Origin of the sequence: Bacillus sp. FSL R9-9530, from assembly GCF_038008145.1 — a bacterium.
GTDB classification, from domain to species: domain Bacteria; phylum Bacillota; class Bacilli; order Bacillales; family Bacillaceae_G; genus Bacillus_A; species Bacillus_A mycoides.
The window spans coordinates 3,885,797-3,908,829 of record NZ_JBBOYO010000001.1; the positions used below are offsets into that span (position 1 = coordinate 3,885,797).

General features: G+C 35.6%; 24 protein-coding genes. 1 reads left to right on the top strand and 23 read right to left on the bottom strand.

Going from position 1 to position 23,033, the window contains the following annotated elements:
* Nucleotides 1-8 precede the first annotated feature (8 nt).
* From MKX66_RS19555 to metG, 18 genes are all read right to left on the bottom strand, one after another.
* Nucleotides 9-1,610, bottom strand: a complete 1,602-nt coding sequence (locus MKX66_RS19555; protein ID WP_326997314.1) for a putative polysaccharide biosynthesis protein — start codon at nt 1,608-1,610, stop codon at nt 9-11.
* Nucleotides 1,611-1,841: 231 nt separating this feature from the next.
* Nucleotides 1,842-2,378 carry a stage V sporulation protein T gene (gene spoVT / locus MKX66_RS19560; protein ID WP_002009670.1) on the bottom strand — a complete coding sequence of 179 codons (537 nt, stop codon included), beginning with the start codon at nt 2,376-2,378 and terminating at the stop codon, nt 1,842-1,844.
* A gap of 135 nt (nt 2,379-2,513) precedes the next feature.
* Nucleotides 2,514-6,044, bottom strand: coding sequence for a transcription-repair coupling factor (mfd, locus tag MKX66_RS19565; protein WP_016102352.1), 3,531 nt, complete (start codon nt 6,042-6,044; stop codon nt 2,514-2,516).
* Nucleotides 6,045-6,149: 105 nt separating this feature from the next.
* Nucleotides 6,150-6,374 (bottom strand): anti-sigma-F factor Fin family protein, encoded by a 225-nt coding sequence (locus MKX66_RS19570; RefSeq protein WP_002091576.1) that lies wholly within the window; start codon nt 6,372-6,374, stop codon nt 6,150-6,152.
* 70 nt (nt 6,375-6,444) lie between these two features.
* Nucleotides 6,445-7,005, bottom strand: a complete 561-nt coding sequence (pth, locus tag MKX66_RS19575) for an aminoacyl-tRNA hydrolase (protein ID WP_002144538.1) — start codon at nt 7,003-7,005, stop codon at nt 6,445-6,447.
* A 72-nt stretch (nt 7,006-7,077) separates the two neighbouring features.
* Nucleotides 7,078-8,031, bottom strand: a complete 954-nt coding sequence (locus MKX66_RS19580) for a ribose-phosphate diphosphokinase (protein WP_002091580.1) — start codon at nt 8,029-8,031, stop codon at nt 7,078-7,080.
* An 18-nt stretch (nt 8,032-8,049) separates the two neighbouring features.
* The gene (glmU, locus tag MKX66_RS19585) at nt 8,050-9,429 is read right to left on the bottom strand and encodes a bifunctional UDP-N-acetylglucosamine diphosphorylase/glucosamine-1-phosphate N-acetyltransferase GlmU (RefSeq protein WP_002166365.1); all 1,380 of its coding nucleotides are present in this window, start codon (nt 9,427-9,429) and stop codon (nt 8,050-8,052) included.
* 324 nt (nt 9,430-9,753) lie between these two features.
* Nucleotides 9,754-10,047 (bottom strand): septation regulator SpoVG, encoded by a 294-nt coding sequence (spoVG, locus tag MKX66_RS19590; protein WP_000454042.1) that lies wholly within the window; start codon nt 10,045-10,047, stop codon nt 9,754-9,756.
* Nucleotides 10,048-10,199: 152 nt separating this feature from the next.
* Complete coding sequence (locus MKX66_RS19595) at nt 10,200-10,574, bottom strand: RidA family protein (RefSeq protein WP_000869819.1); 375 nt, start codon at nt 10,572-10,574, stop codon at nt 10,200-10,202.
* Between the two features lie 123 nt (nt 10,575-10,697).
* Nucleotides 10,698-11,546 carry a pur operon repressor gene (gene purR / locus MKX66_RS19600; protein WP_002091587.1) on the bottom strand — a complete coding sequence of 283 codons (849 nt, stop codon included), beginning with the start codon at nt 11,544-11,546 and terminating at the stop codon, nt 10,698-10,700.
* Nucleotides 11,547-11,600: 54 nt separating this feature from the next.
* Nucleotides 11,601-12,470: a 4-(cytidine 5'-diphospho)-2-C-methyl-D-erythritol kinase gene (ispE, locus tag MKX66_RS19605; protein ID WP_012260164.1), complete on the bottom strand. Its 870-nt coding sequence runs from the start codon at nt 12,468-12,470 to the stop codon at nt 11,601-11,603.
* Nucleotides 12,471-12,666: 196 nt separating this feature from the next.
* A complete protein-coding gene (gene sspF / locus MKX66_RS19610; protein ID WP_002094215.1) occupies nt 12,667-12,846 on the bottom strand; it encodes an acid-soluble spore protein SspF in 180 nt (59 codons plus the stop codon).
* 91 nt (nt 12,847-12,937) lie between these two features.
* Nucleotides 12,938-13,201 (bottom strand): biofilm formation stimulator Veg, encoded by a 264-nt coding sequence (veg, locus tag MKX66_RS19615; RefSeq protein ID WP_002009653.1) that lies wholly within the window; start codon nt 13,199-13,201, stop codon nt 12,938-12,940.
* Nucleotides 13,202-13,439: 238 nt separating this feature from the next.
* Nucleotides 13,440-14,303 (bottom strand): sporulation peptidase YabG, encoded by an 864-nt coding sequence (yabG, locus tag MKX66_RS19620; protein ID WP_002009651.1) that lies wholly within the window; start codon nt 14,301-14,303, stop codon nt 13,440-13,442.
* A gap of 117 nt (nt 14,304-14,420) precedes the next feature.
* Nucleotides 14,421-15,299: a 16S rRNA (adenine(1518)-N(6)/adenine(1519)-N(6))-dimethyltransferase RsmA gene (gene rsmA, locus MKX66_RS19625; RefSeq protein ID WP_002091590.1), complete on the bottom strand. Its 879-nt coding sequence runs from the start codon at nt 15,297-15,299 to the stop codon at nt 14,421-14,423.
* Nucleotides 15,296-15,853: a ribonuclease M5 gene (rnmV, locus tag MKX66_RS19630; protein ID WP_002029323.1), complete on the bottom strand. Its 558-nt coding sequence runs from the start codon at nt 15,851-15,853 to the stop codon at nt 15,296-15,298. The genes rsmA and rnmV overlap by 4 nt, the downstream gene beginning before the upstream one ends.
* 260 nt (nt 15,854-16,113) lie before the next feature.
* Nucleotides 16,114-16,881: a TatD family hydrolase gene (locus MKX66_RS19635; RefSeq protein WP_215590554.1), complete on the bottom strand. Its 768-nt coding sequence runs from the start codon at nt 16,879-16,881 to the stop codon at nt 16,114-16,116.
* Nucleotides 16,882-17,046: 165 nt separating this feature from the next.
* Nucleotides 17,047-19,029: a methionine--tRNA ligase gene (metG, locus tag MKX66_RS19640; protein ID WP_002029324.1), complete on the bottom strand. Its 1,983-nt coding sequence runs from the start codon at nt 19,027-19,029 to the stop codon at nt 17,047-17,049.
* A 519-nt stretch (nt 19,030-19,548) separates the two neighbouring features.
* Here metG and MKX66_RS19645 point away from each other — a divergent pair.
* On the top strand, nt 19,549-19,833 hold the full coding sequence (locus tag MKX66_RS19645) for an AbrB/MazE/SpoVT family DNA-binding domain-containing protein (protein WP_000843037.1): 285 nt from the start codon (nt 19,549-19,551) through the stop codon (nt 19,831-19,833).
* A gap of 20 nt (nt 19,834-19,853) precedes the next feature.
* Here MKX66_RS19645 and rsmI read toward each other — a convergent pair whose 3' ends face one another.
* The 5 genes from rsmI to MKX66_RS19670 all read right to left on the bottom strand — a co-directional run bounded on the left by rsmI (nt 19,854) and on the right by MKX66_RS19670 (nt 23,028).
* A complete protein-coding gene (gene rsmI, locus MKX66_RS19650) occupies nt 19,854-20,729 on the bottom strand; it encodes a 16S rRNA (cytidine(1402)-2'-O)-methyltransferase (protein WP_002143972.1) in 876 nt (291 codons plus the stop codon).
* Nucleotides 20,698-20,988 carry a GIY-YIG nuclease family protein gene (locus MKX66_RS19655; protein WP_215591271.1) on the bottom strand — a complete coding sequence of 97 codons (291 nt, stop codon included), beginning with the start codon at nt 20,986-20,988 and terminating at the stop codon, nt 20,698-20,700. Before MKX66_RS19655 ends, rsmI begins: the two co-directional genes overlap by 32 nt.
* Nucleotides 20,975-21,715: a tRNA1(Val) (adenine(37)-N6)-methyltransferase gene (locus tag MKX66_RS19660; protein WP_002029328.1), complete on the bottom strand. Its 741-nt coding sequence runs from the start codon at nt 21,713-21,715 to the stop codon at nt 20,975-20,977. Before MKX66_RS19660 ends, MKX66_RS19655 begins: the two co-directional genes overlap by 14 nt.
* 120 nt (nt 21,716-21,835) lie before the next feature.
* Entirely contained in the window at nt 21,836-22,186 is a 351-nt protein-coding gene (gene yabA, locus MKX66_RS19665; RefSeq protein ID WP_002009639.1) for a DNA replication initiation control protein YabA, read from the bottom strand.
* A gap of 14 nt (nt 22,187-22,200) precedes the next feature.
* Nucleotides 22,201-23,028: a PSP1 domain-containing protein gene (locus MKX66_RS19670; protein ID WP_002009637.1), complete on the bottom strand. Its 828-nt coding sequence runs from the start codon at nt 23,026-23,028 to the stop codon at nt 22,201-22,203.
* Between the last annotated feature and the right edge of the window lie 5 nt (nt 23,029-23,033).

The following is a 23,033-nucleotide window of genomic DNA, read 5'->3' on the forward strand; positions in this document are numbered from 1 at the left end:
AGTCACCTCTATCCACTCTTCTTCAATGAACCTTCTTTTTTCTCTTGTTTCATAACGGTTCCTAATTCTTCTTTTGTAAATACACGTAATTTTAAAATTAAAAACATATATGCTAATCCACCGATAGCTACACCTAACAGCGCTTCAAGCGTCGCAATTCCTCTATGTCCTGTATCAATTACTAATCCGGACATTCGTAACATACGCATAAAGATTATTAATACAAACCCCATACCGATACCACTAATAGCTACACCTAACATATTCCGCCTATCAATAAGCGGCTCCGATACAGCTCGCATAAGTAACACACTATTTAGCAAGACAATTACAATAAGCGCAACTAAAGTTGCAATTGCAGCTCCCTTTACACCAAAATACGGCATTAATATATAGTTTAAAACTAACTTCAAACAACCTCCAAATACAACGAATATTGCTGGTTTTAATGTTTGTCCCACTCCTTGCAAAATGGAAGCAGTTGTAATTGACAATGAACTAAATAAAATAGATAAAGATAAAATCGATAACACATCTGATCCATCACTATTTTCAAACAACATAATATTTGTAGGTTGAATAATACAAGTTAATCCAATAGCAGCTGCAGATCCAATAACAAATGTTATTTTCATTGCTAACTTTACCTTTTCTTGAATAAATGAAAGATCTCCTCTTTCTTTCGCCGCTGTAATAATAGGAATAAGTGACAATGAGAAAGAAGTTGTCACAACAGTACCTAATTGCATAAGCGGGATACTTCTATCATAAACACCTTTTAGTACCTTTGCATTTTCAACTTGCTCTCCCGCACGAATAAGCAAAGTATACAAGGAAATAGAATCCGCCATTTGTATAAAAATAAGGACTAAATTACTAACACAAATCGCTAATCCCTGCCAAAAAAGGATTCGAACAATCCCTTTTTTATTTCTAATTCCCTTCCATCCTTTGAAGAAAATAGCATGGAAATCATGACGCATATAAAGTAAAAGTACGATAATCCCAATAAGCCCGCCTGCAATTGAACCTAGCATGGCACCCGCACCAACTGTATATAAATCAAATCCATGAGCAATAAGGAATAGTGATAAAAATACAATAATAGAAACACGAATCGTTTGTTCAATTACTTGCGAAACAGCCGTCGGCATCATATTATTGAAACCTTGAAAATATCCTCTCGCTACAGATAAAAATGGCATTAGTAGGAATGAAAACGAAATAACACGTAATAATTTATCTAAATGTATATCGCCCATAGCCGATGCAATTGTTTCGGCCCCAAAGAATAATGTGAAAAACCCTATAAATCCAATTCCTAATAAAAACCAAAAAGATACACAAATAATTTCTTCTGCTTCTTTTTGTTTTCCTCGTTCTAATCTTTCTGCGACCATTTTTGAAATAATAATGGGAAACCCATAAGTAGCTAAAATCAAACAAAATCCATAAAACGGATAAATTTGTTGGTAAATATAAAAACCAACATCACCCGCTATATTTTGATATGGAATACGGTAAAAAGCGCTTAATACCTTCGTAACAAAACTTGCGATTGTTAATATAATAGCCCCACGCCAAAAGGCTTGGTACTTCTTCGCTTCCATACAAGAAAACTCCTTTTTCTATTCTCACCCCTCGTATTATATCACAAAGAAAAACTGGCTCTCCTTCATATTCCTTACATTCACTGACTTCTTTCAACAGCAAAAATATTCAATGAAAAAAGGTAGCAAAGCGCTACCTTCGTTCAATATACTTATATCTCCAAATAGTTAATTTCTCAAATAGAAATATCATAATTAGGAAAGATTGCTACTTATAGAAATTACACTTCGCTACTGCTCCATTTGTTTCGCTAAAAAGCTTGCAGCTGTATTTACTGATTTATGCTCTACTTCACTTATAATAGCCTCTTTAGAGAAGATAACGACAGCTCCGATTGGATCTCCATTTGCAATAATCGAGCCAATTGTATAAGAGCTCACTTTTTCTGTTACTCCATCAATAATTGAAATTTCGCTTTCATCTGTCATAATTACAGACTTACGCTCTTCCATTGTCTTCTCAATTAAATCGCCAACACTTTTATTTAAGTATTCTTTTTTAGATGCGCCTGCTACTGCGATAATAGAATCACGATCGCATACAAGCACATTATGTCCTAAGCTATCGTATAAAGCTTCCGTATATTCCTTTGCAAAATTACCTAGTTCACTAATTGGAGAATATTTTTTCAAAATCACTTCTCCATCGCGATCAACAAATATTTCTAGTGGATCTCCCTCACGAATACGTAAAGTTCTACGAATTTCCTTCGGAATTACTACCCTGCCTAAATCATCAATTCGACGTACGATTCCAGTTGCTTTCATTCTAATGCTGCCTCACTTTCTACTGATGATCAAAGTGGTGAATTTACCTGTTCATGTAAAAATCACCAACTATTAAACATAGTATTTTACACATTAGTTCTTCTATGCACGTCGAATTGTATTTTTTATCTTATATTAGGCATTTATTACTTCTTTTTTTACATCTGGCAAGCCTTTTAATAAATTTTCAGCAATTGTTAACCATTTCGACGTCTCTAATCCATTCGTTTTCATCACAATTTTCAATTGTGACCCCTCCATACCCAGACCGATCATACGGCCAAAACTACTTCCTAGCATGAATAATTTTCCACCATCTATATTTTGGCTCGCTTGTTCAGAAAACAGGAATGTTACTTCAAATTTATTTTGCTTAATTAACTCAATTTGTTCTTTCATTGCCAACACTTTAATGTTTGCAATTTGTAATAAATAACCAACCTCTTGTGGATAATCACCAAATCTGTCGATCATCTCTTCCTGCAGCTCTTCAATATCCTCAATTGCAGAAATACCTCTAAATTGTTTATACATCATAATTTTTTGTTTACTATCTGAAATGTACGCATCCGGTAAATATGCATCTACTTCTAAATCAATTTCAACATTAACGGTATTTTCAACTCCGTCTGTTCCTCTACGTTGCTCAATTGCATCTTTTAACATTTGAGAATATAGATCAAATCCGACAGAATCAATAAATCCATGTTGTTCTGCCCCTAACAAATTACCCGCACCACGAATTGATAAGTCTCTCATCGCAATTTTGAAACCAGATCCAAGCTCTGTAAACTCTTTAATTGCTTGCAGACGCCTCTCTGCAACTTCCGATAACACTTTATCACGTTTGTATGCAAAGTATGCATACGCGACGCGATTAGAACGCCCAACACGACCACGAAGCTGATACAACTGCGATAATCCCATACGATCTGCATCAAATACAATTAATGTATTTACATTCGGAATATCTACACCCGTCTCAATAATTGTTGTACTTACAAGAACATCATGCTGCCCTTCTAAAAACGATAGCATAACAGACTCTAATTCACCTTCATTCATTTTCCCATGTGCGTATGTTACACGAGCATCTGGAACTAACATCGAAATTTCATCTGCTTTTCTTTCAATATCCTCCACACGGTTATATAGGAAGTAAATTTGACCGCCTCTTGCTAACTCTCGCTCTATCGCTTCTCGCATTAACGCTGGATTATACTCTACTACATATGTTTGTACTGGGAAACGATTCTCTGGTGGTGTCTCAATAACAGATAAATCGCGCACACCAAGCATAGACATATGAAGTGTACGTGGAATCGGAGTTGCCGTTAATGTTAACACGTCAACATTTGCTTTCAATTGTTTAATTTTTTCTTTATGTGTAACGCCGAATCTTTGTTCTTCATCAATAATAAGAAGTCCTAAATCTTTATAAGTAACATCTTTAGATAAAATACGATGCGTTCCGATTACAATATCCACCGTTCCATCTTTTAAACCTTTAATCGTTTCATTTTGTTGTTTTCGTGTACGGAATCTACTTAGTAACCCTATATTAATCGGATAATCTTGAAAACGCTCTCGAATTGTTTCATAGTGTTGTTGTGCAAGGATTGTTGTTGGTACTAAAATCGCAACTTGTTTTTCATCCATAATTGCTTTAAATGCCGCACGAATAGCTACTTCAGTCTTTCCATATCCTACGTCACCACAAAGAAGCCTATCCATCGGACGTCCGCGTTCCATATCTTTCTTAATCTCTTCAATAGAACGTAATTGATCCTCTGTCTCTTGATATGGGAATAAAGATTCAAACTCTTGTTGCTCTGCCGTATCTGGTGTATATGCATAACCTTTCGAAGCTTCACGCTCGGCATATAATTTAATTAGGTCATCTGCAATGTCTTGTACAGATTTTTCAACTTTCGTTTTGACCTTCTTCCAATCATTTCCGCCTAATTTATAAACTTTTGGTTCCTTACCTTCAGACCCTACGTATTTTTGCACTTGATCAATTTGTTCAATTGGAACGTATAACTTATCATTACCTTGATATTTAATATTTAAATAATCTTTATGAACACCATTAATCTCTAATGTCTCAATACCTAAAAATTTACCTATACCATGATTTACATGAACTACATGGTCTCCAACTTTTAATTCCGAATAACTTTTAATACGTTCAGCGTTAGATAACTTTTGCTTACGTTGTGATTTTTTAACCTTCTTATGAAAAAGCTCCTTTTCAGTAATGACAACAAACTTTTGCATCGGCATTTCAAAGCCTGCATGTAAATCACCTACAGCAATTTGTAACCTTCCAGGCAATAAGATATCTGTCGCCTCTACAATGTCTGCATCAATATCATAATCACTTAAAATATGTTGTAGTTTTTTTACACGTTCATCATCTGTTCCAAGCACAACGGTCGTAAAATTACCTTCATTCCATCTATCAATTTCAGTTTTTAACAAATGCATCTGTCCGTGGAAATCTTGCATCGTTTTACATGTCACATTTACAATATTTTGAGGATGCGTGTGTGCTATATGGCGTAAGAATAACGTTAAATATACAAAACTTCTTTTTTTATTATGAAGAAACTCCTCAAACGAGTGGGAGAAAGATAAATCCTGAATAATTGTTCCTTCGCCAAGAAGTGAGATATACCATTCCGCTTCTTCTGTTTCAAGATGTGATGCTGTTTCTTGAATACGGGAAATCTCATCTAAAATCACAACACCATTTTCTGGTAAATAATCTATCAGACTAGCAGGTTCTTTATAGAAAATAGATAAATATTTAAACATTTGTTCTATACTCTGCCCGTTTTTCAACATTTCAATTTCATGACTAACCGTCTCAAGCACAGTAGTCTTTAATTTATCATCGGAAAGCTTTTGCATCGTCTTAGTCAAACCTTCTTCAAGATGCTTAATTCCCGATTTCAATTCTTCCTGTGAAAATAAAAACTCTGTTGCTGGACCGAACTTAACACTTTCCTTTTTATCTTGAGAACGCTGTTCATCCACATCAAACAATCGAATAGAATCGACTTCTGTATCGAAGAATTCAATACGAAACGGTAATTCTTCCGTTAATGGGTAAATATCTAATATTCCCCCGCGTAAACTGAACTCTCCTGGAGCTTCTACCATTGACTTACGCTCGTAGCCAATATGATGTAAAGTATGCAAGAGTGCATCTAAATCAATCTCTTGCCCTAGATTGATTTCAATTTGCCTTTGCTTCCATAATTCTTTTATTGGTAAAAACCTACGCAGCCCTGCAACTGGCGCTACAATAATCCCATTCTCTCCTGCAGCTAAGCGATTTAACACTTCAATACGCTGTGCCTTCAATTCTGGACTTGCAACACCAACCTCCGATGCTATCAATTCATTTACCGGATATAGCCAAACATCTTTTTCACCAAGTAACGCCACTAAATCTTCATGTACTTTTTGTGCTTGGTATAAATTGTGCGTCACGATAAGTTGTGATTGCTTTGTCTTTTTATATAAAGCTGCCATTAATAATGAACGAGAGGATGTTGCCATACCCGATACAAGTTGTTCTTTCAACCCATCTTCTAGCCCATTAATAACCGATTGTATTTCTTCATTTTTATAAAATTGCTCTAATAAACCTATCATTTTCAAAACTCCTCTCAACATAAAGAGCAAGTTACTATATTTTATGCAAATATTTTGGAAAAAGAAAACAGAAAAATGCTTTGGACACGCCAAAGCGACAACATTTTATTGCAGAAATTTTTCATATTCATAATACTCAGGATAAGATGCGAGCGTTTCTTGACACGATTCACAAATCGTTTTTATATATATATTTCCATTCTCATGAAAATGAATCATATCCACTACTTCTTGCTCTGTTAGTTGAAACAAAACGTCGCTATATACTTTTTCTGCGATAATGGAGCCCACATTACTTCCACAATGTCTACAGTAATAATAACCTTCCATACTAGCCTCCTAAATATCCAATTGCTACTAGTATGGGATAAAACAAAATAAAATATTCCAGATTGTGCGCTTAACTATTAAAAGTATTCATGATTTGGAGAAAAGGTTTATTTAACCATTCCTCACATGCATCTGCTGCATTTTCAATGGATTGATTAACGCCAGATATTTCTTCAGATGTAAAACGTCCTAATACGTAATCCACTACTTTCATCCCATTTTTCGGACGATCGATTCCCATGCGGATACGTTGAAATTCTTGTGTTCCTAAATGTGAAATTGTTGATTTCACACCATTATGTCCACCCGCACTACCTTTCATGCGAAGGCGTAATTTACCTACAGGAATATCTAAATCATCGTACATAACAATGAAGTCCTCGACATCAATTTTATAATAATCCATGAGTGGACGGATACTTTCCCCAGATAAATTCATATATGTAAGTGGCTTTAGTAAGATTACTTTTTCCCCATTAACAAAACCTGCGCCAAATACCCCTTTAAACTTTTGTTCATTCAAAGAAATACTCCAACGTTTTGCAAGTTCATCGATTGCCATAAATCCAATATTATGCCTTGTTAATTCATATTCTCTACCTGGGTTCCCAAGTCCTACTATTAATTTCATTCTTGTACCACTACTTTCTTTTTTCGATACGAAAAGACGTAACCAAGCTTGGTTACGTCTCATTCTATCCAATTAATTGAATAATACACTTACAGATTCTTCTTCGTATACACGAATGATTGCTTCTCCGATTAATGGAGCAACTGAAAGTTCATGTACTTTATCAATTTTCTTCTCTTCTGGTAATACGATAGAGTTCGTTACAACTAACTCTTTAATATTCGAATTTTGAATACGCTCAATTGCTGGACCAGATAATACTGGGTGTGTACAGCAAGCATATACTTCAGAAGCACCGTTCTCAACAAGAGCGTTTGCCGCTAATGTAATTGTACCAGCTGTATCAATGATGTCATCAATTAAAATTGCTGTTTTGCCTTCGATGTTACCGATAATGTTCATTACCTCAGATACATTCGGACGAGGACGACGCTTATCAATAATAGCGATTGGCGCTTTTAGGCGATCTGCCATTTTTCTAGCACGAGTTACACCACCGTGATCAGGAGATACGATTACGATATCTTTAAGGCCTTTTGCTTCAAAGTAGTCTGAAAGAATCGGTACACCCATTAAGTGGTCGATCGGGATATCAAAGAATCCTTGAATTTGCGGAGCATGTAAATCTAGAGTGATTACACGAGTTGCACCTGCTGTTTCAAGCAAGTTTGCTACAAGTTTCGATGTAATTGGTTCACGAGAACGCGCTTTACGGTCTTGACGCGCATAACCATAGTAAGGAATAACAATATTAATTGTTTTTGCAGATGCACGTTTTAATGCATCAATCATAATAAGTAATTCCATGATATGTTCGTTTACTGGGAAGCTTGTAGATTGAATAATGAATACATCGCAACCACGGATACTTTCTTCAATGTTAATTTGAACTTCTCCATCACTAAAACGATCAACAGAACATTTTCCTAGTCCTACTCCAATATGCTTTGCGATTTGCTCAGCAAGTTCCTTATTAGAGTTTAAAGAGAATACTTTCAAATTAGAATTTAGATATTGAGTCGACATCTAGATTAACCCTCCACATTATGATTTTTTCTTATTCAGCAATTGATCAACATAGTCTTCTTTGTTAACTTGACGTGCACGTGCTACTGATAATGCTTTTGATGGAACATTCTCTGTTATTGTAGAGCCTGCTGCCACATAAGCACCATCTTCAACTGTTACAGGCGCAACAAGGTTTGAATTACATCCAATAAATACCCCGTTACCAATTACAGTTTTAAATTTATTCTTGCCGTCGTAGTTCACCGTAATTGAACCACAACCAAGATTCACGTCTTCTCCAACTTGTGCATCCCCGATATAACTTAAGTGTGAAGCTTTACTTCTATTACCAAAAACAGTTTTTTTGATTTCTACGAAGTTTCCAACGCGCACTTCATCTCCAATAACTGAATCTGGGCGAATATGTGCAAATGGACCAACTGATACTTCTGTACCAAGTTTGCTGTCATGTACAGTAGATTGACGAATTACCGTACGATCTCCAATTTCACTATCGCGAATTACTGTATGCGGTCCAATTTCACAATCAGAACCAATTACAGTGTTCCCCTCAATAACCGTTCCTGGGTGAAGAACTGTATCACTACCAATAACTGCATCCGCAGAAATGTATGTGTTACTTGGATCAATAATTGTAACACCATTTACCATGTTCTTTCTGTTGATACGATTTTTCATAATAATTTCCGCTTGCGATAGAGCGACTCTGTCGTTAACACCTAACGTTTCATCGAAGTGCTCTGTTTGATAAGCTGATACAATATGACCTTCATTTTTTAAAATTTCAATAACGTCCGGAAGGTAATATTCGCCCTGTACATTATCATTTGAAACTTTAGAAAGTGAAGCAAATAAAGCTTTATTATCAAAACAATACGTACCTGTATTGATTTCTTTAATAGCTAATTCTTTTTCATTTGCATCCTTATGCTCAACAATCTTTTCAACATGACCATTCTCATTACGAACGATACGGCCATATCCAGCAGGCTCTTCTATGTACGCTGTTAGTACCGTCGCCATTGCTCCCGCTTCTTCGTGTTGCTGAAGCAATGCTTCCATCGTTTCAGCAGTTATTAGAGGTGTATCACCACAAATAACTAAAGTTGTTCCCTCTTCATTTGCAAGTACACTTGCAGCTTGATCAACAGCATGAGCTGTACCAAGTTGTTCTGCTTGTAATGCAAACTCACTTACGTTTCCTAGCTGTTCTTGTACCTTTTCAGCACCATGTCCAACGACTGTTACAAGTTTCTGCAATCCTAATTGAGATACTTCATTGACTACATGTTGTACCATTGGTTTTCCACATACAGGATGCAGCACTTTGTATAGCTTGGACTTCATACGTGTGCCTTTACCTGCAGCTAGAATCACTGCAAATCTGTTTGACATATAGACCCTCCATCGCAACCTATTTATCCATTAACGATATTATCCTAAATCATCATATATTTCAAGAAACACATTATAACTATTAAATTTTACCATAATTCTTATAAGATGTTTTACTCTTTAGTATCTTTTTTAAGGAATAAGCTATACTATTTTAAATGATTTTGAAAAAATTAGAAGTTTTTCATCTTTATTTTTTCAAAATATGAATTTTTATAATTAGAAACGTGTATTATTCAAAAAAAAACAAACTCCTGTAAATGCTTACAGGAGTTTGCTACAAAATTATAAGACTTTCTTTCAAAAGCCCTTTTCATTCGAATTTTACGAAGCGCCTGCTTCTTCAAACTCAACCTCTTCTAACTCGCCTAAACGATGATACTCTGTTAAAACCGCATCTTGAATTTTAGAGCGTGTATTAGAATTAATTGGATGTGCAATGTCACGGAATTCTCCATCTGGAGTACGTTTACTTGGCATTGCTACAAATAATCCATTATTACCATCAATTACACGAATATCATGAACAACAAATTCATGGTCTAGAGTAATAGAGGCAATTGCTCTCATGCGGCCTTCTGTGTTTACGCGGCGTAATCTTACGTCAGTCACTTCCATCTTGTGTTCACCACCCTTTTCTAAATAAGCGATATATTTGTATAAATTCCACAAAATTTCTATTTTTCCTTTAATTTTTTAAAAATTTTTAAGATAAAAATTTTTATTGTAGTTGAATATAAGGATTAGTAGAGGTTATCGCTTACAAAGAGTTACTTAACTAGGGCAATTACTTCGATTTCAACAGAAACATCTTTCGGTAATTTTGCTACTTGTACACAAGAACGCGCTGGTTTATGAGTAGAGAAATAAGAACCGTATACTTCATTAACAGCATTAAAATCATCCATATCCTTCAAGAATACTGTTGTTTTTACCACTGTATCAAATGAAGCACCTGCTTCTGCTAATACCGCTTGTAAATTTTCAAATACTTGCTCTGTTTGTACTGTTACATCTCCTGTTACAAGTTCTCCACTTGCCGTTAACGGAATTTGTCCTGAACTATAGAACATATTATTTACAATAATCCCTTGTGAATATGGTCCGATTGCCTGTGGTGCTTTGCTTGTTTGAACAACTTTCATACTTTTCACCCTTTTATTATTTATTTTTACTCTTTAAAAATAGTGTACCAAAGGCAGTTTGTCCATCTATTTTGTAATTTATAAATAGGAATAAAAAAAGGTAAAGCTATCTGCTTTACCTTTTTATTCAGCCTCTACAAGCCCTTTATCAAATGGTGCAAGTGCATAATTCCCCTTTTCCACTTGAATCGCTTTTTCTTTCACATCAACTTCTGACAGACGAATTAATGATACAAAGTTATTAATAAGTCTTTCTTCAATATCCGTAGACTCTACTAATACGCCAATCCCAACAACATTAGCTTTAAACTCTTCTAGCATGCTCATCATACCTTGAATGGTTCCGCCAGCTTTCATAAAGTCATCAATAATTAAAACATTGGACCCTTCTGGAAGGCTACGCTTTGCTAAAGTCATCGTTTGGATTCGCTTAGAGGAACCTGATACATAGTTAATACTAACAGTGGGTCCTTCTGTTACCTTATTATCTTTTCTCGCAATTACTACCGGTACATCTAAGTAGTTCGCTACTGCATAAGCAAGCGGAATTCCTTTTGTCGCTACCGTCATAACCGCATCAATTGGTTGCCTAGCAAAAACAGAAGCAAATAAACGACCTGCGCCATTAATCTGGCGAGGATTACTTAAAAGATCCGTCATATATAAGTAACCGCCAGGCAAAATACGGTCTGGGTTTTCAAATAAGCTACAAAGCTCGTTAATAATCAGATTTGCCTCTTCTTCACTTATATAAGGAATATATTTCACTCCTCCTGCTGCTCCTGGTACCGTTTGCAATGTGCCGACACCTTGTTGTTCAAACGTTTGCTTAATAATAACTAAATCTTCACTAATGGAAGATTTAGCCGATTGATACCTTTCAGCAAAAAAAGTGAGAGAAACTAGCTGACGAGGATTTTGTAACAAGTAATACGTCAGATCGACCAATCTTGTACTTCGTCTAATTTTCATACTCTCACCTCAAATCACGAATATTCTAAACAAATCATAACGTATTATACGTCTTTATTCAAGCGTTTCTCGCTCTCCTAATAAACGCACTGCATATACTTGCTCGCAAAATCCTTTTAACCCGTTATATATGCGGTGCATTCGCGAATCATGGTGTACAAGACCAAATACAGTTGGGCCACTTCCACTCATTAATACGGCATCTGCCCCAAAGCGTTTCATCTGTGATTTAATACGTGCAACCTCGGGATGCATCGCAAACGTCACATCTTCTAAAACGTTACCAACAGTATCACAAATTCCTTTATAATCGCCATGGTTAATGACTTCAACCATTTTATCTACATTTGGATGAGTAACACGATTTAATTTTAAATTTCCGTACACGTCAGCAGTAGATACACCAATGTGGGGCTTTGCTAAAACAACCCAACAAGAAGGCGGAGTCTTTATATGTTCAATTTCTTCTCCTCTTCCAGTGGCAATAGCAGTTCCACCATATACACAGAACGATACATCTGATCCAATTTCTGCGCCAAGCTTTGCTAATTCATCGATTGTTAGCCCTAAATTCCATAACTTATTAAGGCCACGTAATGTCGCTGCTGCATCACTACTTCCACCTGCTAATCCAGCGGCTACTGGAATCGTTTTTTCAATAGTAATAGACACACCTTTTTTTACATTAAACTTCACTTTTAATAATTTCGCTGCTTGATAAGCTAAATTGCGTTGGTCGTCTGGGACATACCGATTATGGGACAAAATTTCAATACGGTCTTCTGCTAATTCCGTTAGCTCTAAACGATCTGCCAAGTCGATTGTTGTCATAATCATTTTCACTTCATGATATCCATCTTGTCTTTTTCCCAGTACATCTAACGACAGATTAATCTTTGCTGGTGCTTTCACTAGTAGCTTCAATCTATTCACCCACTCTATGTACTCAATCTTTTATCGTTTATTTTACCATAAATTTATAGTAAGACGATGACACTTCCCTAATTATATCGAAAAGCATTCAGAATGAAACTACTTATGTCAAATGATGGCACCTTTTAGCGTGCAAAAAGCCGAGGAATCTCTCCTCGGCTACCGTAGCATAGAAAGTATCTTACAACTACTGGTTTCGTTTCATTAATTGCTGTTCTGCAATTTCTATAGCACGTTTCACCATATTACCAGCATCTTTCGCACGAATTCCGCCCCATCCTTCTTTCTGAACAACATCATAAAATCCAAGCTCTTTTGCAAGCTCTTCTTTAAATTGATTTGACATGACTCCTCTTCGTCTACTCAATGCAGAGTCCCTCCTTATTTTGCTACGGTATAATTAGTATGCAAAATAATATAGCTTTTCATTTATGGGAATATATGTAACGAAAAATACATTAATTATAAAATACTTCATTTTGAGATTCATCGTAAAATGTTAGCTCTACTGTCTCTGTTAAAACATCTGCATAACTATAAGATACACGTTGCAATGCATCTTCTTGCTGGTCTAATTGTACAACAAACACAGAACGATACGTTTCTGCAAGTACACCTGATTGCTCCACAGTTTTTCTTCTCCCACTATTTGCCTTTAACATAAGTCGCTGTCCAAGATGGTGATCTAATTCGCTTTTAATTTCATCTAAACGTTTTGACATATACTTTGCTACACCTCGCTGTAATTTAGATTGAACACTTAAAACACGATATATCTATCCCAATTATTAACCGCAATTCACAGACAATATCATTATAAAAGCATCATGCGTTCAAATAGATAGAAGAAATACTATATTCTAAAAGTATCATTGTATAGTCTGCACGTTCTTGCCGCTTTTTATCCAGACTCATTTAAATCATTTCCACATAAAAAAGCAAGATACGTATGTACCTTGCTCATTCGTCATAATGTTGAAAGGGCAATCCTGTTCGTAAAATCCCTCTTGTTTCAATTCCGCCTAGTCCCTTTTCGCCAGTAATTGTATTACGCACAACGTCCCATACATTTACTCTTTCCATAAATGAAGTGAAACTAATTTTGCCAACTACATATACAGGATCTAGAGCATGAATATTAATTCTAGACGGTGAACTAGCAAAATTAGCACCTGCCCGAATCAACGCCTCAAAGTGTGATTGACAAGCCCCAGCAAAAATAACGAGTTGATCTAACGATGGATACTTTTTCCGCACTTCTCGAACGGCCTGTACAAAATGTCTAGAATGTCTATATGCTGCTAAATCTCCCATAACTCCTTTTGACTTTGTATATGCATCATGTCCTGTAATAACTAAAATGTCTGGGCGAAAATGATCTATTAAGTCTACTACCTTTTCATGCATCTCCGTTTCCTTACAATGAATACCTTGAACAGGAACGCCTATTTTATTATATAAATCTAAGCACTTGCGCAAATATAAAGGATCTCCATCTATATGCAATACACGTCCTGGCATTTGAAAATAATTCACTTCACTTGTATATCCACCAGTTGAATTATGTTCATGTCTTTGTTTCATCAACACGTAATCTTGCTGAAACAACCGGTAAGTACGCTCCATCGTTTCTTTTTCACGCTTCACTCTATTTTTATGTTCTCGTTGATCTATACTAACTAAATCTGCAAGTGGTGCATCCGCCACAAGTCTAATTTCCTCTCCAAATAATATTGCCATATCGCCTTTTATTTCTATAATACGAAAAAGAATATCCCTATTATGAGAATATCGTTCAACTAATTCTCCAACATGTAAATCCATTCTCCTACCTCCAAACTCCAAACTCGTTAGGCCATCTTACCTGTTTTTAAAGTATGAATTTAGGAAAGGAAAGGTGACAAAAGGGACAGCTCAAGTTGAACTGTCCCTTTCATATTCTTATGACAATTTATGAAGAATTAATGCATTACTTAATGTTGCAAACTCTTCGATAGATAGCGTTTCGCCTCTTCGCTTCGGATCAATTCCTACTTCTGTCAAAATTCGATCCAACAGCTCTTTATCTTTCGGGAAACCATTTAAATTATTTGATAAATTATTCATTAAAGTTTTACGACGCTGTGCGAAACTCGCTCGTACTACTTCAAAGAAGAAAGTTTCATCTGTCACTTCTACAACTGGTTTAGGACGCTTTAGAAGACGGATAATCGCAGAATCAACATTTGGTTGTGGCACAAACACTGTACGCGGTACAGTCATAACTGTTTCTACCTCTGTATAATACTGAATGGCAATTGATAAAGAACCATACTCTTTCGTTCCTGGTTTAGCAGCTAAACGATCCCCAACTTCTTTTTGCATCATAACAACAAATCCACGAACCGGTAATTTTTCTTCAAGCAATTTAAATAAAATTGGCGTTGTAATATAGTATGGTAAGTTAGCTACTACCATTACATCTTGCCCTTCTTCAAATTGCTCACTAAACACTTCATGTACATCTGCTTTTAGTACATCTTTATTTATAACTGTAACGTTGCTATATGGAGCTAACGTCTCGTCTAAAATTGGTAATAATCTCTGATCAATTTCAAAAGCCACTACTTTTTTAGCACGCTTTGCCAATTGCTCTGTTAACGCACCGATACCTGGTCCAATTTCAATTGCGCCACTTTCTGAACCGATTTCTGCGTGATCAACGATACGATTTAATACATTCGTATCAATTAAAAAATTTTGTCCTAAACTTTTTTTGAATGAAAATCCATACTTTTCAACAATGTCTTTCGTACGATTTGGTGTTGCGATATCCTTCATTTTTTTTCCTCCTGTATTACTTGCTTATAAGCTTCTGCAAATGATTCCTTTGAAACCTGAAACATTTGTAAACGTTTATGTAACTGTTTTGCGTTTGTATAACCAATCTTTAATAGCTTACCCACTCTTTCTCTGCGACTCTTTGCCATTTCTCCGCCCACTAAGCCCGCATCGACTAGATCACTCCAACTAATTTCACTTGTGTAAGCTTCCATTTCTTCATGTATATTCTCTAAAGCACGGCGAATCGACTCATTAGAAGCATGTTCGATTCCAACACCCTTTTTCCTTTTAGCAAGTGCTTCTTCCTTCGTTAAAAAAGCATGCTTACATCCAGGAACCTTGTCAGAAATAATTTTTCGAATACGCTCTCCAGGATAATCCGGATCTGTGAAAATAATAACGCCTCGTTTTTGCTGCGCTAATTTAACTTGCTCAATAACGTGATCACCGATTGCTGAACCGTTCGTTTCGATTGTATCCGCATCAACAGCACGTTTAATCGCAACTGTATCATCTTTACCTTCTACAACGATAATCTCTTTAATTTTCATGCTTGCCTCCACACTCTTTTCATCTCTACTTAGTAAAACAAAAAAATGACGACTTTTCCATTATTATTTTCCCAATCGTACATTTTAAAAAGTAGAAGAGAAAAATCTTTGTTCACTATCCTTATTGTAACACTTCTATCTCCATCTTAATTTATCCACAATATTTCTACACTTATGTTATGAGTAAATAGTGGGTTCTTATCACTTCTACTATCTCTCTTCTCAAAAAACAAAAAAAGAATGGGACTCCCCATTCTTTTTTATTCAACACCAAATAAGGATTTGGCATTCTTTGTTGTTACTTGTGCTACTTCGTCATAAGAAATTCCTTTTAAATTCGCAATTTCTTCTGCTACCAGTTTTACATAACTAGGTTCATTTCGTTTCCCTCGAAATGGGTGTGGTGTTAAATACGGGCAATCTGTCTCTATCAATAATTTTTCTAACGGAATCTCCATAGCAACTTCTTTCGGTTTCTTGGCATTTTTAAATGTTACTGGCCCACCTAATGAAATTAAAAAGTTCATATCGACACATCGCTGCGCTACTTCTACACTACCGCTAAAGCAATGCATAATGCCCCCTACTTCAGCTGCATTCTCTTCCTCTAGGATATCAACAATATCTTGAGTTGCATCGCGGTTATGTATAATAATCGGTAATTTCACCTTTTTCGCTAATGCAATTTGTTTACGGAATACTTCCTTCTGTATTTCTTTTGGAGACTTATCCCAGTGATAATCTAATCCCATTTCCCCAATTGCAACTACTTTAGGATGAGCCGCTAATTCTTCTAACCAAGCTAAATGTTCTTCTTTCATATCGATTGCATCAACAGGATGCCATCCAACTGCAGCGTAAATAAAATCATAAGCCTCTGCTAATTCAATTGCTTTCTTTATCGTTACTTCATCAAATCCAACAACAACTGTATATGTAACTCCCGCTTCTTTCATTCTCACGATAACTTCTTGTAAATCTTCTTCAAATTGCTCTGCATTTAAATGTGAATGTGTATCAAACAACATAATAAATAACTCCTTTTATATTGAAATCAATTCTCTCATAGAAAAACTACACTCTTTCTAACTTAACGATAACAATACTTCAATTTTAATGCAAAAAACGGAATGTAAAAAGAAAAAAGACGCTTCACCAATGTTACACGTGAAACATCTCTTTTCTTGTCTCAATTACTTGATTTTTGTACCATTTGGTAAATTCTGGTCAATTGACGCTAATGACAATACGCCATTCTCTTCACCTGCTAAAATCATACCTTGTGATAATTCACCACGTAATTTTACAGGTTTTAAATTCGTTACACAAATAACCTTTTTACCTTTTAGTTCTTCTGGGGAATAGAATTTAGCAATCCCAGAAACCACTTGGCGCTTCTCTGTACCTAAATCAAGCTGAATTTTTAACAACTTATCTGCTTTTTTCACAGGTTCAGCGGATATTACTTCAGCTACTCGTAATTCTACTTTAAAGAAATCATCAATTGTAATTTCTTCTGCCTTTGGTTCTTCTGCTTTTTTCTCTTCTACTTTAGGAGCAGAACCTTGCATTTGTTCTTTAATATACCCCACTTCTACTTCCATTTCCAAACGAGGGAAGATTGGGTTTCCTTTTTCTACTTTTGTTCCAGCTGGAATACATCCAATTGTAGATAGGCTTTCCCAAGATTTATGCGCCTCTTCAGTAAGTCCAAGTTGAGCAAACATCTTACTTGGTGCTACTGTTAGGAATGGCATAAGCATAATACCTGTTTGACGAAGTACCTCAGCTAAGTGGGCCATTACAGACGCAAGTTTTTCGCGATCATTCTCATCCTTCGCTAATACCCACGGCTGCGTTTCATCAATATATTTGTTCGTACGGCTAACTAATTGCCAAATGGAACTTAGCGCTACAGAGAATTCCATATTCTCCATTGCCTCTTCTACTTTTTTCAATGTATCTTTGGCAAATGTCACTAACGTTTCATCGAACTCAGTTACATTTGCTTTAAATGCAGGGATTTCCCCGTTAAAGTATTTATCAATCATAGCTACTGTACGATTTAATAAGTTACCTAAATCATTCGCTAAATCAAAGTTGATTCGTTCAACAAATCCTTCTGGTGTGAATACCCCATCAGATCCAAATGGAACTTCGCGAAGTAAGTAGTAACGCAATGCATCTAATCCGTAACGATCAATTAGTGTAACTGGATCTACTACGTTTCCTTTTGACTTACTCATTTTTCCATCCTTCATTAAAATCCAGCCATGAGCAAAGACTTTCTTCGGAAGTGGTAAATCTAAAGCCATTAAAATAATTGGCCAATAAATTGTGTGGAAACGAACGATTTCTTTCCCAACTAAATGGACATCTGCTGGCCAGAATTTTTTATACTTCTCTTCATTTTCTGTTCCATATCCTAATGCAGTAATGTAATTAGACAACGCATCTACCCATACGTAAATAACGTGTTTGGGGTTACCTGGAACACGAACTCCCCAGTCAAATGAAGTACGAGAAACAGCTAAATCTTCTAATCCTGGTTTAATGAAGTTATTAATCATTTCATTTTTACGGGACTCCGGCTGAATGAAATGAGGGTTATCTTCATAGAACTTTAATAGTCGGTCTACATATTTACCCATTCTAAAGAAATAAGACTCTTCGCGAACAAGTTCTACAGCGTGACCACTATCTGGGCTTTTTCCACCAACTACTTTGTCACCTTCCATAATTGGATCTACTAATTGATGCGCTGTATAGAATGTTTCATCTTGTACAGAATACCAACCTTCATATTCATCAAGATAAATATCGCCTTGATCTACTAGTTGCTTGAAGATTTTCTCAACAACATCTTTATGACGATCTTCAGTTGTACGAATAAAATCATCATAAGAGATATCCATCTTCTCCCAAAGTTCTTTAATCCCTGATACAATGTTATCCACATATGCCTGTGGTGTAACATTTAGTTCTTCTGCTTTCTTTTGGATCTTCTGTCCATGCTCATCAGTTCCTGTTAAATAATGAACATTGTATCCTTGCATACGCTTATATCGTGCCATCGCATCTCCTGCTACTGTCGTATAAGCATGTCCAATGTGTAACTTTCCACTTGGATAATAAATTGGGGTAGTAATATAAAAGGACTTATTTTCCTCTTTCATCGTTTTGGACCTCCCGAATAACCTCATATGTATTTATAAACAGTATATCAAAAACTCATATATAAAGTGAAACTTTAATCCGTGGAGAGGGTTCATCCCCCATGGATTATTAGCCCACACCAATCGGGCTTTTACGAGCAGCCCGACTCCCACTTAACTTCTTTGCTCCGGCTAAATTTTAAAGTGGGAGTCTTACTGCTCGCAAATAGCGGGATAAAAACGAGTTAATGCTCGATATCTTTATCATCTATTACTCATATTCAAAAAAATATACAATATATTTCCCGAAAAGTATAAACATTACAAAAAAAATACAAAACAATTGTAGAAATGACTTACATTCTATCATATATAAGAAGTATAAAAATCTATAAATCTTTTTAAAAAATATAGAATTTAATAATTGACGGAAATGTAAATGATTGGTATCATATGTCCATAGGGTATTTTGTCGAAAAATGACGAATCAAAAAAATAGACTCGAAACTTATAAACTATTTATTTAGGAGGAAAAGAATTATGAAATCTACTGGTATCGTTCGTAAAGTTGATGAATTAGGTCGTGTAGTAATTCCAATCGAATTACGCCGTACTTTAGGTATTGCAGAAAAGGATGCTCTTGAAATCTACGTTGATGATGAAAAAATCATCTTAAAGAAATATAAACCAAACATGACTTGCCAAGTAACTGGTGAAGTATCTGATGGTAACCTATCTTTAGCTGAAGGTAAAATTATCTTAAGTAAAGAAGGCGCTGAACAAGTCTTAAACGAACTTCAAGATTATATCGAAACAGCAAAATAAGCTTCTCAATTATGAGAAGCTTATTTTTTATCCACATGATAGATTTGATATACGTCTCGTTTCGACAAATCTCGATCTTTAGCGACTGTTTTTATCGCTTCTTTTGAATTCATACCTTTTTCATTTATATAATGTTCAATATGATTATATACTGAAATAGCTTCCCACCATTGTTCTTCTGGAGTAGGTTCTTCTGTTGAACCTGCTACTAAAATACAAAACTCACCACGAACTTCATTTTGCTTCGTCCACTCAATCGCTTCTTCAATTGTTCCACGAATAAACTCTTCAAATTTTTTCGTTAGCTCACGACATAATACGATTTCCCTATTTCCTAATACTTCTTGCATAGAGATTAAAGTATCATCTAAACGATGTGGCGCCTCATAAAACATCATTGTAGTTGGAATATAGCGTAGTTTTTCTAATTCAAGCTTACGTCCCTTTTTATTTCTTTGCAGGAAACCATAGAAATAAAAATGTTTTGTCTCAAGTCCTGATGCAATCAATGCTGTAAGGGCTGCATTTGCCCCAGGAAGCGGGATAACATGATATTGTTCTGCTACAGCCTCTACAACGATATCATAACCAGGATCTGAAATACATGGCATACCAGCATCGCTCACAATGGCTACAGTCTTACCTTCTTCTAACTTATCTAAAATTTTCCGTCCACTTACTCCTTTATTATGCTCATGATAACTCATAACTGGTGTTTCAATTTCAAAGTAATTACAAAGTTTCTTCGTTTGCCTTGTATCTTCCGCTGCAATAATGTCTGCCTCTTTTAAAATTCGGATTGCACGAAATGTCATATCCTCTAAATTTCCGATTGGAGTCGGTACTAAATATAAAACTCCCTTTTCATTTTGCTGAAAGCTTTTTTGCTGCCACATAGCGTTCTCCTTTTTGCATATATTCTTCTTTTTTTTTCCTCGTTAACTGCTTAAAGTGATACTCAGCTTGCATAGCCGTTCGTTTATCCTCGTGATCCTCTACATATTTTAAAACAACTGGAAGTCTAGCGCGTGTATATCTAGCACCTTTTCCACTATTATGGGTCTCAATCCGTTTTTCTATATGATTCGTGTATCCAGCATAATAACTTCCATCAGAACACTCCACCACATAAAAACAATGCTTATTCTTCTCCATATAAAATTGAACGAAGCTCCTTTGTATATTCATTATTTTCTTCATATACAAAAAGAGGTGGTAAGATTTTTAAATCTGCATTTCCATCCTTAATTCCTTCAATTAACAATGTATTCGCTTCTTTACCAGCCTTAGGATAAACAAATCGCACACGTTTCGGTTCAATTTTGTATTTACGCATTAATGTGACGATGTCGAGCAAACGACCTGGACGATGTACAAATGCTACTTTCCCACCCTGTTTCACTAGCTGACTACTTGCGTATACAACATCTTCTAGTGTGCACATAATTTCATGACGAGCTATCGCTAAATGTTCATTCATATTCTTCTCAGAAGTTTGTGGTGTTTGAAAATAAGGAGGATTACATGTTACAACATCATATTGATGACGTCCAAGTTTCTCCGGCATATCTTTCAAATCTCCATGGATTAAATGAATTCTTTCTGCTAAATTATTGTATTGAACGCTTCTTATTCCCATATCATATAAGCGCTCTTGAATTTCTACACCTGTAATTTTCCCTTTTGTCCTTGTACTTAATAAAAGAGGGATAACTGCGTTACCTGTACACAAATCAAGTAAATTACCTTTTTGAATTGGCACCCAAGCAAAATCTGCAAGTAAAACAGCATCCAAAGAAAAATTAAATACTGATGGACTTTGTACAATCTTCATATCTTGCGCTAATAAGTAATCTAAACGCTCATCTTCATATAAATTCATATATTGCTCCCTTTCTTACACTTAACCTACCCTATTTCATCTTCTATTAATGTAAAAATAAATTTCATTCTACTCTCATGTATAAAAAATTACCTTTCCAATTATATTGGAAAGGTAATCTCACTTTTTATTTAAAAATGACAGACAGAATAAACAATCTCCCTCTTTACGTACACTTCCATAATGTAGATTGCAAATATGAAAACCTTCTTGATATAGTCTCGCTAGATTATCGTAGCCTTCACCAATATCTGTCTTCGCCTTCATTTCTTTGCGTTTTTGAGTTTTTTGTTTTTCCTTGTTCTGCACTTCTTCAAAACGATGTCGCAAATTTTCATTTTCCATTTTTATATGTTGGTTTTCTTCCAATAATTCTGCAAGATGTTGTTTTAATTCTCCCAACTGTTTGTATAAATGTCCAATTTGCTCTTCCATACTAGAAACCGATGCAAAAATATCCTTTTTCTCCACAAGCACCCACCTCATTAATCTGTGGTTTGACTCGAAACGACCCCTTTATTCATTAATTCATCTAACGTATATTCTACTATCCGTTCCTTGTCTACTAGTTCCACTTGAATTAATCTTTCTAAAATATTTAATCCGATAACACGGCCAGTACCGTGCGGTGTTTGTATACGTTGATCTAAATCAGGAAGTTGTTCCTTTGCTGCCTCATATTCATCATTCTCATATTTTAAGCAACACATTAAGCGACCACATAAACCAGAGATTTTTGCAGGATTTAATGATAAATTTTGATCCTTTGCCATTTTAATGGATACAGGTTCAAAATCTCCTAAAAAAGTAGAACAACAAAGCATACGACCACATGGACCAATACCACCAAGCATTTTTGCTTCGTCACGAACGCCGATCTGTCTCAGCTCAATTCTTGTCCTAAAAATTGCCGCTAAGTCTTTCACTAGTTCCCGGAAATCAATCCGACCATCCGCAGTAAAGTAAAAAATAATCTTATTACGATCGAACGTATACTCTACATCTACAAGCTTCATATCAAGATTATGTTCTCCTACCTTTTGTTGACAAACTTGATATGCTTCTTTCGCAGCATGCCTATTCTCTTCAACAATGGTACGATCATTTTCATTTGCAATACGAATAACTTTTTTTAGCGGTAATACAACGTCATTTTCATCAACTTGCTTTTTGGTAATAACTACTTTTCCGTACTCAATACCTCTTACCGTTTCTACAATTACAAACTCATTTTCTGAGATATCGAACTGATTCGGATCAAAGTAATATACCTTTCCGGCCTTCTTAAAGCGAACACCTACTACATCATACAAAACGG